The sequence below is a fragment of the Nocardioides sp. NPDC057767 genome (genome assembly GCF_042798275.1).
In the GTDB taxonomy this organism is placed as follows: Bacteria; Actinomycetota; Actinomycetes; order Propionibacteriales; family Nocardioidaceae; genus Nocardioides.
In genome coordinates, this window is record NZ_JBHVKJ010000019.1 from 77489 (window position 1) to 93825 (window position 16337).

Annotated in this window: 14 protein-coding genes; 9 read left to right on the forward strand and 5 right to left on the reverse strand. The window is 69.4% G+C overall.

Going from position 1 to position 16337, the window contains the following annotated elements; genetic code table 11:
- The first annotated feature begins 29 nt into the window (after positions 1-29).
- Positions 30-227: a hypothetical protein gene (locus ACFVDI_RS12070; protein ID WP_378904852.1), complete on the forward strand. Its 198-nt coding sequence runs from the start codon at positions 30-32 to the stop codon at positions 225-227.
- A gap of 4 nt (positions 228-231) precedes the next feature.
- Here the strand turns inward: ACFVDI_RS12070 and ACFVDI_RS12075 are convergent, their stop codons facing one another.
- Positions 232-2253, reverse strand: a complete 2022-nt coding sequence (locus tag ACFVDI_RS12075; protein ID WP_378904855.1) for a M3 family metallopeptidase — start codon at positions 2251-2253, stop codon at positions 232-234.
- Positions 2254-2314: 61 nt separating this feature from the next.
- Here ACFVDI_RS12075 and ACFVDI_RS12080 point away from each other — a divergent pair, with 61 nt between their 5' ends.
- The 5 genes from ACFVDI_RS12080 to tuf all read left to right on the forward strand — a co-directional run bounded on the left by ACFVDI_RS12080 (position 2315) and on the right by tuf (position 10097).
- The gene (locus ACFVDI_RS12080) at positions 2315-2812 is read left to right on the forward strand and encodes a beta-class carbonic anhydrase (protein ID WP_378904858.1); all 498 of its coding nucleotides are present in this window, start codon (positions 2315-2317) and stop codon (positions 2810-2812) included.
- 155 nt (positions 2813-2967) lie between these two features.
- Positions 2968-3747: an ABC transporter ATP-binding protein gene (locus ACFVDI_RS12085; RefSeq protein WP_378904861.1), complete on the forward strand. Its 780-nt coding sequence runs from the start codon at positions 2968-2970 to the stop codon at positions 3745-3747.
- Between the two features lies 1 nt (position 3748).
- A complete protein-coding gene (locus ACFVDI_RS12090; RefSeq protein WP_378904864.1) occupies positions 3749-6358 on the forward strand; it encodes an ABC transporter permease in 2610 nt (869 codons plus the stop codon).
- A 9-nt stretch (positions 6359-6367) separates the two neighbouring features.
- Positions 6368-8632: an FdhF/YdeP family oxidoreductase gene (locus tag ACFVDI_RS12095; protein WP_378904867.1), complete on the forward strand. Its 2265-nt coding sequence runs from the start codon at positions 6368-6370 to the stop codon at positions 8630-8632.
- A gap of 277 nt (positions 8633-8909) precedes the next feature.
- Positions 8910-10097 (forward strand): elongation factor Tu, encoded by a 1188-nt coding sequence (tuf, locus tag ACFVDI_RS12100; protein ID WP_378904870.1) that lies wholly within the window; start codon positions 8910-8912, stop codon positions 10095-10097.
- Positions 10098-10149: 52 nt separating this feature from the next.
- Here tuf and ACFVDI_RS12105 read toward each other — a convergent pair whose 3' ends face one another.
- Both ACFVDI_RS12105 and ACFVDI_RS12110 read right to left on the reverse strand, forming a co-directional pair.
- Complete coding sequence (locus ACFVDI_RS12105; RefSeq protein ID WP_378904891.1) at positions 10150-10602, reverse strand: PaaI family thioesterase; 453 nt, start codon at positions 10600-10602, stop codon at positions 10150-10152.
- Positions 10603-10627: 25 nt separating this feature from the next.
- A complete protein-coding gene (locus tag ACFVDI_RS12110; protein WP_378904873.1) occupies positions 10628-11599 on the reverse strand; it encodes an NAD-dependent epimerase/dehydratase family protein in 972 nt (323 codons plus the stop codon).
- An 82-nt stretch (positions 11600-11681) separates the two neighbouring features.
- Here ACFVDI_RS12110 and ACFVDI_RS12115 point away from each other — a divergent pair, with 82 nt between their 5' ends.
- Positions 11682-12578 carry an RNA polymerase sigma-70 factor gene (locus ACFVDI_RS12115; RefSeq protein ID WP_378904876.1) on the forward strand — a complete coding sequence of 299 codons (897 nt, stop codon included), beginning with the start codon at positions 11682-11684 and terminating at the stop codon, positions 12576-12578.
- On the opposite strand, the gene ACFVDI_RS12120 is transcribed toward ACFVDI_RS12115, so the two are convergent.
- On the reverse strand, positions 12575-12985 hold the full coding sequence (locus ACFVDI_RS12120) for a hypothetical protein (RefSeq protein ID WP_378904879.1): 411 nt from the start codon (positions 12983-12985) through the stop codon (positions 12575-12577). The two genes, ACFVDI_RS12115 and ACFVDI_RS12120, sit on opposite strands and share 4 nt — an antisense overlap.
- Before the next feature lie 8 nt (positions 12986-12993).
- Complete coding sequence (locus ACFVDI_RS12125; RefSeq protein WP_378904882.1) at positions 12994-14979, reverse strand: type IIA DNA topoisomerase subunit B; 1986 nt, start codon at positions 14977-14979, stop codon at positions 12994-12996.
- 457 nt (positions 14980-15436) lie between these two features.
- Here ACFVDI_RS12125 and ACFVDI_RS12130 point away from each other — a divergent pair, with 457 nt between their 5' ends.
- On the forward strand, positions 15437-15664 hold the full coding sequence (locus ACFVDI_RS12130; RefSeq protein ID WP_008361825.1) for a hypothetical protein: 228 nt from the start codon (positions 15437-15439) through the stop codon (positions 15662-15664).
- An 89-nt stretch (positions 15665-15753) separates the two neighbouring features.
- Complete coding sequence (locus tag ACFVDI_RS12135; RefSeq protein ID WP_378904885.1) at positions 15754-16251, forward strand: DUF456 domain-containing protein; 498 nt, start codon at positions 15754-15756, stop codon at positions 16249-16251.
- Positions 16252-16337: the final 86 nt, after the last annotated feature.

Sequence of the window (16337 nt, forward strand, 5' to 3'; positions counted from 1 at the left end):
CATCGAAGTCCTCAGATGGGAGCAGAACCATGGTCGAGAAGGAAACCCGGGACCCCGTGACCGGCGCGGACGAGAGCACCGAGTCCCCGATCCCCTTCCCCACCCCGGAGAGGGTCGAGGAGGAAGGCGAGGAGCGCGATCCTCAGGACGAGACCGAGGAGGAGACGTTCCCGGCCAGCGACCCGCAGTCCAGCTGGGCGGGTCCCGCGGACCCGCGGGACCGCTGACCCCTCAGGCCAGGCCCCGGCGCTCCAGCAGCGGAGCGATCGGGGCCGGCCGGCCGCGCCACTCCGCATAGGACTCCAGCGGGTCGCGGGTGCCGCCGATGCCGATCACATAGCGGACGTACGCCTCGCCGTTCTCCCTGGTCAGACCACCGTTATCCTTGAACCACGCGACCGTGTCGGCGTCGAGGACCTCGGACCAGACGTAGGAGTAGTAGGCCGAGGCGTAGCCGCCGAAGATGTGCTTGAAGTAGGCCGTGTAGTAGCGCGGCCGCACCGCCGGGTTGTCCAGACCGACCGCTGCCAGCGCGGCCGCCTCGAACTCCCCCACCGCCCCCGGTGAGGTCGGTACGTCGGCGGGCCCGAGCTCGTGCCACGCCAGATCGATCAGCGCTGCGGCCAGGTATTCGGAGGTCGCGAACCCCTCGTTGAACGTGGCGGACGCCTCCAGCTTGCCCAGCACGTCGGCCGGGATCGGCTCCCCGGTCACGTGGTGCACCGCGTAGTTGGCGAGCACCTCGGGCCAGAGCATCCACATCTCGTTGACCTGCGACGGGTACTCGACGAAGTCTCGGTAGACCGAGGTCGCCGCGAACCGGGGGTAGGTGGCCCGCGCCAGCAGCCCGTGGAGCGCGTGCCCGAACTCGTGGAAGAGCGTGTTGACCTCGTCGAACGTCAGCAGCGTGGGCTCCCCGGGCGCCGGCTTGGGCACGTTGAGGTTGTTGGTCACGATCGCCGACGGCTCACCCAGCAGCGTGTTGGCGGTGACGTAGGAGTTCATCCAGGCCCCGCCCTTCTTCGAGTCGCGGGTGTAGAGGTCGAGCAGGTAGAGCCCGATCGGCTCGCCGTCGCGGGAGACCTCGAAGACGCGTACCTCGGGGTGATAGCCCTGCAGGTCGGGGCGCTCCTCGAAGGTCAGGCCGTAGAGCCGGCCCGCGGCGTAGAAGACGCCATCGCGCAGCACCCGGTCGGCCTCGAACCACGGTCGCAGTACGGCGAGGTCGACGTCGTACTCCGAGGCCCGGACCTTCTCGGCGTAGTAGGGCCAGTCCCAGGCCTCGATCGGCCCACCCGCGGACGCCTCGAGCGCGGCCTGCTCGGCGCGGGCGTTGCGGGCGGCCGGCGCCGCCAGCCGCTCCAGCATGTCGCGGACAGCCTTGGGCGTGCCGGCCGTGTTGTCGGCGGTGACCAGCCCCGCGTAGCTGTCGAACCCGAGCAGCTGCGCCTTCTCGGCCCGCAGTCGCAGCACGTCGAGCGCGATGGACCGGGTGTCGTTGTCGTTGCCCCGCGAGCCGCGCACGAGCTGCGCCTCGAACAGCCGCTGACGCAGCTCCCGGTTCTCCAGCACCGACAGGTAGGGGTGGGCGGTGAACAGGGTCAGCGTGATCAGGAACTTGCCCGGAAGTCCTCGTCCCTCGGCCGCCGCGGCTGCCGCCGAGATCTCACCCGGGGTCAGGCCGGCGAGCTCCCCGACGGTGTCGACGACCACGGCCAGGTCGTTGGAGTCGGCCTGCGAAGCCTGCGCGAAGGCCGCCTCCAGCCCGGAGATCTCCTGGTTGAGCAGACGCAGCCGCGCCTTCTCCGAGGCTCCCAGCGCAGCGCCCGCGAGCACGAAGTCACGGTGGTAGCGCTCGACCAGGTAGCGGTCCTCGCCCTCCAGCTCGTCCCGCTTCTCGTAGACGGCGTTCACCCGCGCGAACAGCGCGTCGTCGAGGAGCAGCGCGTCGTGGTGGGCCGCCAGCCGAGGAGCGTACGCAGCATTGAGCTCGTCCAGAGCGTCGCAGGAGTCCGCGGAGAGCAGTGCGAAGAAGACCCGCAGGACCCGGTCCAGCGTCTCCCCTGACCGCTCCAGGGCGACCAGGGTGTTCTCGAGGGTCGGTTCCTCGGTGGAGGAGGTGATCGTGGTGAGCGCCGCCAGCTGCTCGGCCATCCCGTGCTCGATCGCCGGGCCGTAGTCGTCGATCGAGATGTCCGCGAATCGGGGCAGTCGGTGGGGCAGGTCGCTGGGCTCGAGTAGGGCGTGGATCACATCGCGCACGCTATCTGACACAGGTCGAAGCCGTCGCCGCGATATCGGCTACCTTGGCCCCATGGCCGATTTCGATGACCTGCTTGCCGCGAACCGTGAATATGCCGAGAAGTTCGACAACGGAGGCTTCGACGGCGTCGCCCATGCCGGCGTCGCCATCGTGACCTGCATGGACTCCCGCATCGAGCCGCTCGCCCTGCTGGGCCTGGGCCTCGGCGACGCCAAGATCTTCCGCAACCCCGGCGGCCGCGTCACCCCGCAGGCGATGGAGGCGCTGGTGCTCGGCGTGCACCTCCTCAACGTCAAGCGCATCCTGGTCGTGCCCCACACCCGCTGTGCGGTCGCCTCCAACACCGAGGGCGAGCTGCGCGCCAAGCTCGCCGAGTCCGCCGGGCAGGACGCCTCCTGGCTCGACCTGACCGTCGTCGTCGACGACCAGGTCCGCGCGCTCGCCGAGGACGTCGCCAAGGTCCGCTCGCACCCCTTCGTCCCCGAGGACGTCAAGGTCGGCGGGTTCATCTACGACGTCGACACGGGCCTGCTCAACCAGAAGGTGTGAGCCTATGACCCTGCGAGCGACGCGAGCAGGGTCATAACGCGAAGAGATCGAGCGAGCGCAGCGGGTGGGCCTGCGAACCCGCGAAGCGGGTCGAGATCTACAAATGGGGATAAACCCCGATGCGCGCTCACCAGGGGTGAGCCAGAGTTGGGGTCGTGACCGACGCAGACCGACTCGAGATCGCCGCCCAGGCGATCGACCTGCACAAGACCTACGGGAAGGGCGCCGCGGAGGTCCGCGCGCTCGACGGCGTGAGCCTGGACCTCTACGCGGGACAGTTCACCGCCATCATGGGCCCCTCGGGCTCCGGCAAGTCGACGCTGATGCACTGCCTGGCGGCGCTCGACAAGCCGACGTCCGGCGAGGTGATCGTCGGCGGTCGCAAGCTGGGCAGGATGCGCGACCGCCGGCTCACCGCGCTGCGTCGCGACAAGATCGGGTTCGTCTTCCAGGCCTTCAACCTGGTGCCGACGCTGACCGCGCAGGAGAACATCCTGCTGCCGCTGTCGCTGGCCAGGAAGAAGCCTGAGAAGGAGTGGTTCGACCAGGTCATCGACACGGTCGATCTGCGGCCGCGGCTCGGGCACAAGCCGAGCGAGCTCTCCGGTGGCCAGCAGCAGCGGGTCGCCTGCGCCCGGGCGCTGGTCTCCAGGCCCGACATCGTCTTCGCCGACGAGCCGACCGGCAACCTCGACTCCACCTCGGCCGCCCAGGTGCTCGAGTTCCTGCGCCGCAGCGTCGACGACCTGGGCCAGACCATCGTCATGGTCTCCCACGACCCGGTCGCCGCCTCCTACTGCGACCGGGTGGTCTTCCTGGCCGACGGCCGCATCGTCGACGAGCTGGCCAAGCCGACTCGCGAGGAGATCCTCGCGCACATGTCCGACCTGCAGTCGCGAGCCATGGGGCTGGCCCCGATCGGCGAAGGCTTCTGAGGTGCTCCGGCTGACGCTGCGCAACCTCGCCGCGCACAAGGTACGCCTGATCATGTCGACGCTCGCCATCGTCCTGGGCGTGGCGTTCCTGGCCGGCGTGCTCACCTTCTCCCACGGACTCGACCGCACCTTCTCCGGCATCATCAACGGCTCCACGCCCGACGGCCAGGTGCGGCCGGTCAACAGCGCCAGCTCGGCCGAGGCCAGCCGCCCCGGCGGTGGTGGCGCGGCGATGCTGGAGCCGGAGACCATCGAGAGGCTGCGTACGCTGCCGGAGGTCGCCCGCGCCGACGGCGTCGTCCAGGGGTTCGGCCTCTACGTCCTCGACGACGACGACAAGCTGGTCAGCAGCTCGGGCGCTCCGACGCTGGCCTTCAACCGCACCGGCACCCCCAACCTGCTCGGCGAGCCGTCGCTCGAGCTCACCCTGGGGAGCTGGCCGACCGGGGAGAAGGAGCTCGTCCTCGACGAGGCGACGGCGGAGAAGGCCGGCTACCGGGTGGGTGACTCGGTCACGCTGATCGCGCCCCGGGGCGAGACCCGCCGCAAGGTCACCCTCACCGGCATCGCCGCCTTCAACGGCGGTGGCACCGCCGGCGCGCAGCTGCTGATCTTCAGCACGACCGGTGCCCAGAACCTGTTCACCGACGGCAAGGACGTCTACTCCGGGATCTCGCTGACGGCCGCCCCCGGCGTCAGCCAGAAGGAGCTCGTCGAGGCCGCGAGCACGGCGATCCCGCAGGGCTTCGAGGCCGTCACCGGCGACGAGGTGGTCGAAGAGTCGGAGGACGCCATCGGTGAGTTCCTCGACGTGATCTCGGTCTTCCTGATCGTCTTCGCGGTGATCGCGGTGATCGTCGGCGCCTTCATCATCGTCAACACCTTCTCGATCCTGATCGCACAGCGCTCGCGTCAGCTGGCGCTGCTGCGCGCCCTCGGTGCCTCCCGCCGCCAGGTCACCGCCTCGGTGCTCTTCGAGGCGCTGGTGATGGCGCTGGTCGCGGCCACCCTCGGCATCCTCGCCGGCTGGGGACTCGCCCACGGCCTGGCCGCCGCCTTCCGCCAGGCGGGGCTGGAGATCGCCTCCGACGTTCTCGTCCTCACCCCGCGCACCATCTGGGTCTCCTACGCCGTCGGCGTCTGCGTCACCCTCGCCGCCGCGCTGCTCCCCTCCCGCCGGGCCGCCAAGGTGCCGCCGGTGGCAGCGATGCGCGAGGACACCCAGCCTCCGGCCAGATCCACCATCCTGCGTACGTCGGTGGGGCTCCTCCTGCTGACCGCCGGCCTCGTGCTCGCGGCGATGCCGAGGATCGGGATCCCCGAGATCAGCCTGCCGGGTGGGTTCGACGTGCCCACCAGCCCAGCCCTGTGGGTGGGCGTGGGTGCCGGGGTCTCGATCCTCTCGGTCGCCTGGATCAGCGCGTTCCTGGGCCGCCCGGTGCTCGCGGCGCTGCGTACGGTCTCGGGGGCGGTCTTCGGGATGACCGGCAAGCTCGCGGGGCAGAACGCGATGCGCGACCCGCGGCGCACCGGCGCCACCGCCTCCGCGCTGATGATCGGGCTCGCGCTGGTCTCGCTGATCGGCGTGCTCGCCGCCTCGATGAACGCCTCGATCACCGACGTGGTCGAGGAGCAGTTCAAGCCCGACCTGGTCGTGCAGAGCCCGACCTTCACCCCGTTCCCGACCTCGATCGGCGACGAGATGGAGAAGGTGGAGGGCGTGGCGACCGTCTCGCGCTCCCAGATCGCCCAGGCCGTGGTGGGCGAGGTCGATCTGCGCAACCCGAAGAACAACGAGGCCACGTTCCTCTTCGGCGTCGACCAGCACCTGTCGAAGGTCTACGACCTCGACGTGCTCGAGGGCAGCGACGACGTCAAGCCGGGTCAGGTGCTCGTCACCGACGAGGCCGCGAAGAAGCACAAGTGGCGGCTCGGTGACCGCATCGACCTCACCTTCGTCAGCGGTCGCCAGGCCCACCCCCAGATCAGCGGGATCATCGCGCAGAGCCAGGTGACCGGGGACATCACCCTGCGCATCGAGGACCTCGTGGCGGCCAAGGTGCCGCGGGAGGACGCCTCGCTCAGCATCCTGCTCGCGCGGGGAGCCGAGCCGGCCGTCGTGCACGACCGGCTCGACAAGCTCGTCGAAGACCGCCCCGTGGTCGCGGTGCAGGACAAGGACGAGTTCGCCGAGTCGATCAAGGGGCAGGTCAACCAGCTGCTCTACATGATCTATGGCCTGCTCGCGCTGGCGATCGTGATCGCGGTGATCGGCATCGTCAACACCCTCGGCCTCAGTGTCATCGAGCGCACCCGCGAGATCGGCCTGCTGCGCGCCATCGGGCTCTCCCGCGGCCAGCTGCGCCGGATGATCACCCTCGAGTCGGTGACCATCTCGGTGCTCGGGGCAGTGCTCGGGCTCGGTCTGGGCGTGCTCTTCGGGGTGCTGCTGCGCGACGCGCTGCGCGAGGACCTGACCAGCCTGTGGGTGCCGCTCGACCAGCTGGCCGTCTTCCTGGGGATCGCGGTGGTCGTCGGGGTGCTGGCCGCTCTCCTGCCCGCCATCCGCGCCGGAAGGGAAGACGTCCTCGAGGCGATCGCCACGGAGTAGCCTGCTGGGGTGAGCAACGAGCGCCGCACAGACCTGCCCGAACCCACTCTCCGCGTCAGCGAGCCGGAGACGGCCGCGGTGGGGATCCCCGGCGTGGCGCACTCGATGGAGTACGCGCTGCGTGAGATGGGCCCCAGACGCAGTCTGCAGACGCTGCTCAAGGTCAACCAGGTCGGCGGCTTCGACTGTCCCTCCTGCGCCTGGCCCGACCCCGACCACCGCAAGGCGGCCGAGTTCTGCGAGAACGGCGCGAAGGCCGTGGCCTGGGAGGCGACCCGCAAGCGGGTCGACCGCGCCTTCTTCGAGGCCCACTCGGTCACCTCTCTCGACGAGCGCGACGACCACTGGCTGGAGTCGCAGGGCCGGCTGACCGAGCCGATGTACATCGGCCCCGGCGAGACCCACTACTCCCCCATCTCCTGGGCCGACGCGATCGACCTGATCGCGGACCGCATGCGCGCGGCCGACCCCGACCGTTCGGTCTTCTACACCTCGGGCCGGGCCTCCAACGAGGCTGCCTTCGCCTACCAGCTGCTCGCCCGCCAGCTCGGCACCAACAACCTGCCCGACTGCTCCAACATGTGCCACGAGTCCAGCGGCACCGCGCTCGGCGAGGTCATCGGCATCGGCAAGGGCACCGTGACCTACGACGACCTGGCCGAGCACTCCGACCTGATCTTCGTGGTCGGCCAGAACCCCGGCACCAACCACCCGCGGATGCTGACCGCGCTCGAGTCCGCCAAGGAGAACGGCGCCATGGTGGTGTCGGTCAACCCACTCCGCGAGGCGGGCCTCGGGCGGTTCCGCAACCCGCAGACCGTACGCGGCATCACCGGCGTCGGCACCCAGCTCGCCGACGTCCACGTGCCCGTGCAGGTCAACGGCGACCTGGCCCTGTTCGCCGGGATCAACAAGCTGCTCGTCGAGCGCGACGCCGTCGCGCACCCGTTCCTGGAGGAGCACACCGACGGCTTCGAGGTCGCCGCACAGGCCTGGGCGGCGATGGAGTGGGACGAGATCACCCGGCTGAGCGGAATCTCCCGCGAGGAGATCGAGTCCCTCACCGACCTCGTCGAGTCCCGCGAGCGCGTCATCGTGTGCTGGGCGATGGGCCTGACCCAGCACAAGAACTCGGTCGCCACGATCCGCGAGATCGCCTCGTTCCTGCTGCTGCGCGGCAACATCGGCAAGCCCGGCGCCGGCGCCTGCCCGGTCCGTGGCCACTCCAACGTGCAGGGCGACCGCACGATGGGCATCTGGGAGAAGCCGCCGGCGTGGTTCCTCGACGCGGTCCGCGACGAGTTCGGCATCACGCCGCCGCGCGAGGAGGGCTACGACGTGGTCGCCGCGATCGAGGCGATGCGGGCCGGTGCCGTCGACGTCTTCCTCGCCCTGGGCGGCAACTTCGCCGCCGCGACGCCCGACACCGCGGTCACCACCGCGGCGCTCGCCGACGTCGGCCTCACCGTCCAGATCTCGACCAAGCTCAACCGCAGCCACCTCCACCACGGCCGCGAGGGTCTGATCCTGCCCTGCCTGGGCCGCACCGAGCGCGACGAGACCGGCGGTCGGGAGCAGTACGTCACCGTCGAGGACTCGATGGGCATGGTCCACGCCTCCTACGGCCGCCTGCTCCCGGGCTCGAAGGAACTGCGCAGCGAGGTCGGCATCATCTGTGCGATCGGCGAGGCACTCTTCGGCTCCTCGAACGGCGTCGACTGGGCCGCGATGGGCGTGGACTACTCCCGGATCCGCTGGCACATCTCCGCGGTGATCCCCGGGTTCGAGGACTTCGAGACCCGGCTGAAGGCACCCGGCGGCTTCGCCCTGCCCAACGGCCCGCGCGACTCCCGCACCTTCAACACCGCCACCGGGCGTGCCCGGGTCACCGCCAACCCGCTGACCGCGGTCACCGCTCCCCCGGGACACCTGCTGCTCCAGACGCTGCGCTCCCACGACCAGTTCAACACCACGGTCTACGGCTACAACGACCGCTATCGCGGCATCAAGGGCGGGCGTCACGTCGTCTTCGTCAATCCCGAGGACCTGCTCGAGCTCGGTGTCGCCGACGGCGACACCGTCGACATCGTCTCGGTCTGGACCGACGGCGAGCGTCGCGCCGAGGGCTTCCGTGTCGTCGCCTACGCCACCCCTCGCGGCTCGGCCGCGGCGTACTTCCCGGAGGCGAACGTCCTCATCCCGCTCGACTCCTACGCCGACGGCAGCCGCACCCCGACCTCGAAGTCGGTCGTCGTCCGCCTGGAGGCCCGCTAGGAATTACTTTGCGGGGTCCGATGTTGATGCCTATCGTGATCCGCATGTTCCGCGTGGTTTCCGAGTTCGACCTGTCAGGCAAGAGCCTGACGGGCGCTCCCACGTGGGCTCCGTCAGTCGATTGCACCGGCGCTCGAAGCTGACCCTCCTCCTGCCTCGCAGGACCCGCGGAGGAGGGTGGCCCGCACCGGCCCCCTCATCGCGGTGACAGCGCTGTGAGGGCTTGCCGGAGGGTCCTGGCTCACCCCGAAATCTTCTGACGAACGAAGGAACACTCATGGCCAAGAGCCAGTTCGTGCGGACCAAGCCGCACCTCAACATCGGGACGATGGGTCACGTCGACCACGGCAAGACGACGCTGACCGCTGCGATCACCAAGGTGCTCGCGGAGCGCGACCCGAGCGTGAACCGCTTCATCGCCTTCGACGGCATCGACCGTGCCCCGGAGGAGCTGCAGCGCGGGATCACGATCAACATCTCGCACGTCGAGTACGAGACCGCGACCCGGCACTACGCGCACGTCGACATGCCCGGGCACGCCGACTACGTGAAGAACATGATCACCGGTGCCGCGCAGGTGGACGCCGCCATCCTGGTCGTCTCCGCGCAGGACGGCGCCATGCCGCAGACGCGCGAGCACGTGCTGCTCGCGCGCCGGGTGGGCGTGCCGTACCTGGTGGTGGCGCTCAACAAGGCCGACACCGTCGACGACCCGGAGCTGCTCGACCTGGTCGAGCTGGAGGTCCGCGACCTTCTCTCCGAGTACGGGTTCCCCGGCGACGACGTACCTGTCGTCCGGGTGTCCGGGCTGAAGGCGCTGGAGGGCGACCCCGTGTGGACCACCGCGATCAGTGACCTGCTCCACGCGATCGACGGCTACGTGCCGGTGCCCGAGCGTGAGCTCGGTCAGCCGTTCCTGATGCCGATCGAGAACGTCGTCACGATCACCGGCCGTGGCACGGTGGTGACCGGTGCCGTCGAGCGCGGCTCGCTGAAGGTCGGTGACCAGGTCGAGGTCGTGGGTCTCGGCGCGACGGTCACCAGCACCGCGATCGGGCTGGAGACGTTCGGCAAGTCGCTGGAGTCGGCCGAGGCCGGTGACAACGCGGCGGTGCTGCTGCGTGGCGTCAAGCGCGACGAGGTCCGTCGCGGCCAGGTGGTGGCACTGCCGGGCAGCGTACGGCCGCACCGGAGGTTCCGGGCGAACCTGCACGCCCTGTCCACCGCCGAGGGTGGCCGGCACACACCGTTCGCCGCGGACTACCGGCCGCAGTTCTACTTCCGGACCACGGACGTACCCGGCGGGATCGACCTGGGTGACATCGCCCTGGTGATGCCCGGCGACACGATCGAGCTCGGGGTCGAGCTGGAGAAGCCGATCGCGATGGACGTCGGACTCGGCTTCGCGGTCCGGGAGGGTGGTCACACCGTGGCCGCCGGCACCGTGACCGAGCTGCTGGACTGACTCGACAACGGAACGGCCCCCAACCTGTTGGGGGCCGTTTCTGCTGTTCCGGCTAGCTCCGCGGGCGCCACCGCTTCCACAGCGCCTCGCCCTCCGCGCGGATCTTTCCGTCCCACTCCAGCCGGACCAGCGCAGTGATCTGATCCTCGCTGGCGTCCTTGGTCGAGGCGATGAGCGTGACCGGCTCCCTGAGCGGAGCCGGCCGCCGGTAGCGTACGTCGATCCCGGCCGTCACGTAGGCCAGGGACTCCCCCTCGGCCGGCATCCAGCCGTTGAGGAAGGCCTCCTGGTGCACCGCGGCGGCGCTGTGGCAGTCGAGCAGGGTCGCGATGATCCCGCCGTTGAGGAACCCGCCTCCGTTGTCGTGCTGCGGCCACGGCTGGAAGGTCGCGGTCACGCTCCCGTCCAGCTGCGGATAGCTCTTCAGCTGGAGCCCCTCCGCGTTGGCCGGCCCGCACCCGAAGCAGGTCATCGCCGGCCACCACTCGTCCTGCAACGCGATCATCTTCACCGCGCCACCATAACCAGCATCAGCCGATCGCGGTCCGGAAGCCCTCGCGCCAGGTCGGGTAGGACGGCGTCCAGCCGAGCTCACGCTTGGCCTTGGCGTTGGACGACCCCCGCACCGAGGTCATCAGCGCGACCCCGAACTCGCCGATCAGCGGCCGCGCGAGCCAGGCCGGGAGCCGCATCGGGTTTCGGCCACCGACCTGCTCGGCCAGGTAGGGCATCCACTGGTTCACCGGCGCAGGCTCGTCGTCGACGATGTTGTAGACGCCCGGCGCGCCCCGGTCGATGGCCGCGACCGTCGCGGAGGCCACGTCGTCGATGTGGACGAACGACCACACCCCTGTGCCGCCGCCGACCACCGGCATCTTGCCCTTGCGCAGCAGCTCACCGATGGCACCGTCACGGGACGCAGCGTTGCCGGGGCCGTAGAAGTTGCCGTAGCGCAGCACGACGCCTTCGAGGCGGTGTCCTGAGCTTGTCGAAGGGTCGGTCGCCGCAGTGACTGCGGACTCCAGGTGGCGGATCGCCGCCAGGGTGCCCCGCGCCTCCTTGCCGGGGTCTGCGGTGAGCGATGAGGTCTCGTCCTTGACCCAGCCGCCGGTGCGCTCGAGGGTCCAGCCCCCGCCGAAGCTCTGCGCCACGAACCGCCGTACACCGGCCGCCCGAGCCGCCGCCAGCAGGTGGTCGGTGCCCTCGGTGCGCAGCCGGTTGGTCATCGCGAAGTCCTGGTCCCACTTCTTCAGGTTCCCGCTGAGGCTGCCGAGCGCGGTGAGCTGGTGCACGATCACCTCGGGCGAGGCCTTGGTGACGGCGTCGGCAACACTCTGCGGGTTCAGCGGATCCATCACGATCCCGGTCGCGCCCAGGCCGGCCAGGGTCTCGCACCCCGCCTCGTGGCGGGTCGAGCCGTACACCTCGTGCCCGGCGGCCACCAGACGCGGCACCATCCTGATGCCGACCGCGCCGGTTCCGCCTGCGATGAAGATGCGCATTTCATGTTCCTCTCGTCGATGTTTGATCCCACCGACGAAACAACCTGCGCTCCTGTGACAGCTGGCGTAAGGTCCTGCACTCGTGGACCTCGCAACCGCCCATGACGGGCTTCGCCCGCTGATGTTCTCGATCGCCTACCGGATGCTCGGCAGCGTCGCCGAGGCGGAGGACATCGTGCAGGAGGCATTCCTGCGGATGCACCGCAGCACTGAGCAGGTCGACAACCTGGATGCGTACGCCACCACCGTCACCACCCGGATCGCCATCGACACCCTGCGCTCGGCCCGCCACCGACGCGAGCAGTACGTCGGGCCGTGGCTGCCCGAGCCGATCCTGGTCTCCGACGAGGACCCGAGCCACCGCATCGAGCTCGACGAGACCGTGAGCACCGCGTTCCTAGTCCTGCTGGAGTCGCTCACACCCGTCGAGCGGGCGGTGTTCGTGCTGCGCGAGGTGATGGGCTACGACTACGAGGACATCGCCCCGATCGTCGACAAGAGCGCGACCAACTGCCGCCAGATCTTCACCCGCGCCCGCAAGCGGATCGCCGACGGTACGCCACGTTTCGAGCCCTCACCCGAGCGCCGCGACCAGCTCGCCGCACAGTTCGTCGCCGCGCTGTCGGAGAAGGACATCAGCGGCCTGGAGCGGCTGCTCGCCGACGACGTCGTGTTCGTCGCCGACGGTGGCGGCCGGGCTCCTGCCATCCAGAAGCCGATGCTCGGCGCCGTCGCCGTCGCCCGCTTCCTGCTCGGACTCATGCGTCAGGGCGAGCGCTTCGGCGTCCGTCTCGAGGTCTCTCACGCCAACGGTCAGCCGGCGATGCTCACCCGCGGCGCCGACGGCGCCCTGCTCGGCGTCATCGCGCTCGACGTCGACGGCGGCCGGATCGTCCGCATGCACAACGTGCTCAACCCGGACAAGCTCGGCCACCTGGGCGAGGTCGGCGACCTCTTCGCGCTGCTCGCGGAGCGCTAACCCTCCAGATACGTACGCAGCGACTGGTCGACCAGCGGCCGCCCCAGCGCTCCGTCCGCCAGCGCGTCACGCAACGCGGAGACCGAGTCCAGGTCGCCGACGAGGCCGACGAGCTCACCGACCTCCTCGCCGATCTCGGCGGGCGTGGTCGCCGCGACCGGCCGGTCCAGGAGCAGCGGGCAGTCGACCGGACCGCCCTCGGGCTCGGGATGGCCGAGAGCGGCGACCCAGCAGCCGATCTCGAAGCGCAGCGGCGCGCCCGGGCCGGCACCTTGGGCGCGCAGGTCGATGTACCAGACGATGTCGTCGCTCTTGGGGTCGCCGAGCCGGTGATGGCCCTTGCGCAGCGGCATGCCGCCGGCCTTGAACGCCTTGGTCGCCGCCGTCCGGGCTGCCTTCTGGTCCACCGTGGCGCCTAGAAGTCGAGGTCGGTCTCGGAGAGCTGACCGCCCCCGGCGACGATGAACTCCTTGCGCGGAGCGACGTCGGAGCCCATCAGCAGGTCGAAGACCGCCGCCGCCTCGTCGGCGTCGTCCAGCGTCAGCCGGCGAAGGGTCCGGTGACGGGGGTCCATCGTGGTCTCGGCCAGCTGGTCGGCGTCCATCTCACCCAGACCCTTGTAGCGCTGCACCGGGTCCTTCCAGCTGACGTTCTTCTTCTTCAGCTCGGCGAGCTTCCGCTGCAGCTCCGGGTCGGAGTAGGTGTAGATGTACTTCTCCATCCCCTTCTTCGGGTTGGAGATCTCGATCCGGTGCAGCGGCGGGACCGCGGTGTAGACCTTGCCGGCGGCGATCAGCTCGGGCATGTATTTGAAGAACAGGGTCGCCAGCAGCGTACGGATGTGGGCGCCGTCGGAGTCGGCGTCGGCCATGAAGATGATCTTCCCGTAACGCGCCGCGTCCAGGTCGAAGCTGCGCCCCGTTCCTGTCCCCACCACCTGGATGATCGAGGAGCACTCGGCGTTCTTCAGCATGTCGCCGACCGAGGCCTTCTGGACGTTGAGGATCTTGCCGCGGATCGGCAGCAGCGCCTGGAACTCCGAGTTGCGGGCCACCTTGGCGGTGCCGAGCGCGGAGTCACCCTCGACGATGAACAGCTCGGCGCGGTCGTCGGTGGTGCGGCAGTCGGCGAGCTTGGAGGGCAGCGCGGAGGACTCCAGCGCGTTCTTGCGCCGCTGGTTCTCCTTCTGCTGACGCAGCGAGAGGCGGGTCTTGGAGGCGGCGTAGACCTTCTCCATCACCAGCTTGGCCTGCTGCTTCTGGGCGCCACGGGACTCGGTGAGGAACGTCTTCATCTCGGCGGCGACGACCTTGCGCACCACGCTGCGAGCCGCCGGGGTGCCGAGGATCTCCTTGGTCTGGCCCTCGAACTGGGGCTCGGCCAGGCGCACCGTCACGACGGCGGTCAGGCCCTCGAGGACGTCCTCCTTGACGATGTCCTTGTCGTTGACCTTGAGCACCTTGGCCGCGCGCATGGCGTCGTTGAAGGTCTTGGTCAGCGCGTTCTCGAAGCCGCTGACGTGGGTGCCGCCCTTAGGGGTGGCGATCACGTTGACGAAGGAGCGGATCTCGGTGTCGTAGCCACTCCCCCACCGCACCGCGATGTCGACGCCGAGCTCGCGCTCGACGTCCTGCGGGGTCATGTGGCCGGCGTCGTCGAGCATCGGCACGGTCTCGGTGAAGGTGTCCGACCCCTGCAGACGGAGTACGCCGCTGACCGGCTCGTCCTTGGCCAGGAAGTCGACGAACTCGGCGATGCCGCCGTCGTGACGGAACTTCTCCTCGACCGGATCAGTTCCGGACAGGTCGCGGATGACCAGCTCGAGCCCGGGGACGATGAAGGAGGTCTGCCGAGCACGGCCGAGCAGGCCGTCGAGCTCGAAGCGGGCGTCCTTGGTGAAGATCTGCCGGTCGGGCCAGAACCTGACCCTGGTGCCGGTCTTGCCCTTGGCGACCCGCTTGCCCTTGCGGCTCAGGCCGCTCTGCGGCGTGAAGCCGGCCGTCGGGCCGTCGCCGTCGAACACACCCGGCACACCGCGACGAAACGACATCCCCTGCTGGGCCGGGGAGCGGTCCACATCGATGTCCATCCGGCTGGAGAGCGCGTTGACGACCGAGAGGCCGACGCCGTGCAGACCACCGGTCGCGTTGTAGGAGCCACCGCCGAACTTGCCGCCCGCGTGCAGCTTGGTCGCGACCACCTCGACGCCCGGGAGCCCGGTGCGGGGCTCCTTGTCGGTCGGGATGCCGCGGCCGTCGTCGTAGACCTCCACCGAGCCGTCGGGGTGCATCGTGACCTCGACATGGCCGGCCACCCCGGCAAGCGCCTCGTCGACGCCGTTGTCGATGATCTCCCACAGGCAGTGCATGAGGCCACGGGTGTCGGTCGAGCCGATGTACATACCGGGACGCTTGCGAACCGCCTCCAGGCCCTCGAGGACGAGGAGGTGCGCGGCGTTGTAGGTGTTGTCAGAGATGATCGGCTCCTGGCTGTACTGCGTTGCTGCGATGGTGCTCGGGGGATTGCGGCGAGGTGCTGCTCGAATGAAATCTACCGTGCGACACGCCCGGCTCTCACGCAGGCACGCGGCAACCGGCCCCGGCACCATCCGGCGGCACACGTACGTCGTGATCGGTCCGTTACGCGGAACTTGCGGGTTTCGATGCACGAAATGATCGATTGACAGGTAAGAATGTCTGTCACGGACAGCGATGTCCCGTGGGGTAGGTCCGACCCGGATCCCCAACCCGGAGCGACAACTGCAAGGATTAGAGGTGCGACGGAGGTAAGAGTCCGCGAGGAAACGCTAGCGATCTAGGGAATCTTCCACGACTCACGTACGTTATCCCGGCGCAATCATGATCAGAAATGAGGCCGATGTGACCACTGCCGTTGCCACCAGCTCGCCGCTCACGTCCGAGGACCGTTGCGACCGGTGCGGAGCGCAGGCCTACGTACGCGCGGAGCTCCACTCCGGCGGCGAACTGCTGTTCTGCGCCCACCACGCCCGCGAGCACGGTGAGAAGCTCAAGGAGATCGCCAGCTCGATCACCGACGAGACGCACAAGCTCACCGAGAAGAACTGACCCCACCCACCAACTCCCCGGAGGCCCGGACCACGACGGTCCGGGCCTCCGGCGTCTCCTGACCGGGCCGTTGGGGCTAGGGTCACCCCGTGACTCTCCCTGAATGGACCGTCGAAGTTCTCGTCGCCCTGGTCATCGCCTTCGGCATCGCCGGCATCATCGTCCCCGTCCTCCCCGGAGGAGCACTGCTGGTCGCCGCCGCGATCCTCGGCTGGGCCATCTGGCTGGGAGAGCCCACCGGGTGGGTGATCTTCGGCATCTCCGCCGCCTTCATCGCCATCGGGCTGGTCACCAAGTACGCCATCCCCGGCAAGCGCCTCAAGGACTCCGGGATGCCGCTGTCCACCCAGATCGTCGGCGCGATCCTGGCCATCATCGGCTTCTTCGTGATCCCCGTCGTCGGTGTCTTCGTCGGGTTCCCCCTCGGCGTCTTCCTCGCCGAGCTGCGCCGCCACGGCGGCGACGCGGGCGACGCCTGGGCCTCGACGTGGCACGCGCTGAAGGCGATCGGCCTGTTCATCCTCATCGACGCCACCGCCGCCACTCTCGCGACCATCACCTGGGTCGTCGGGCTGTTCCTCACCTGACCCGCCCCTCCCCCGCCGAGTCGGTGGTTCTGGCGGGCCGAGAAGGTAGTTGTGGGCGACGAGACTGCGGTTTCGTCGCCCACAAC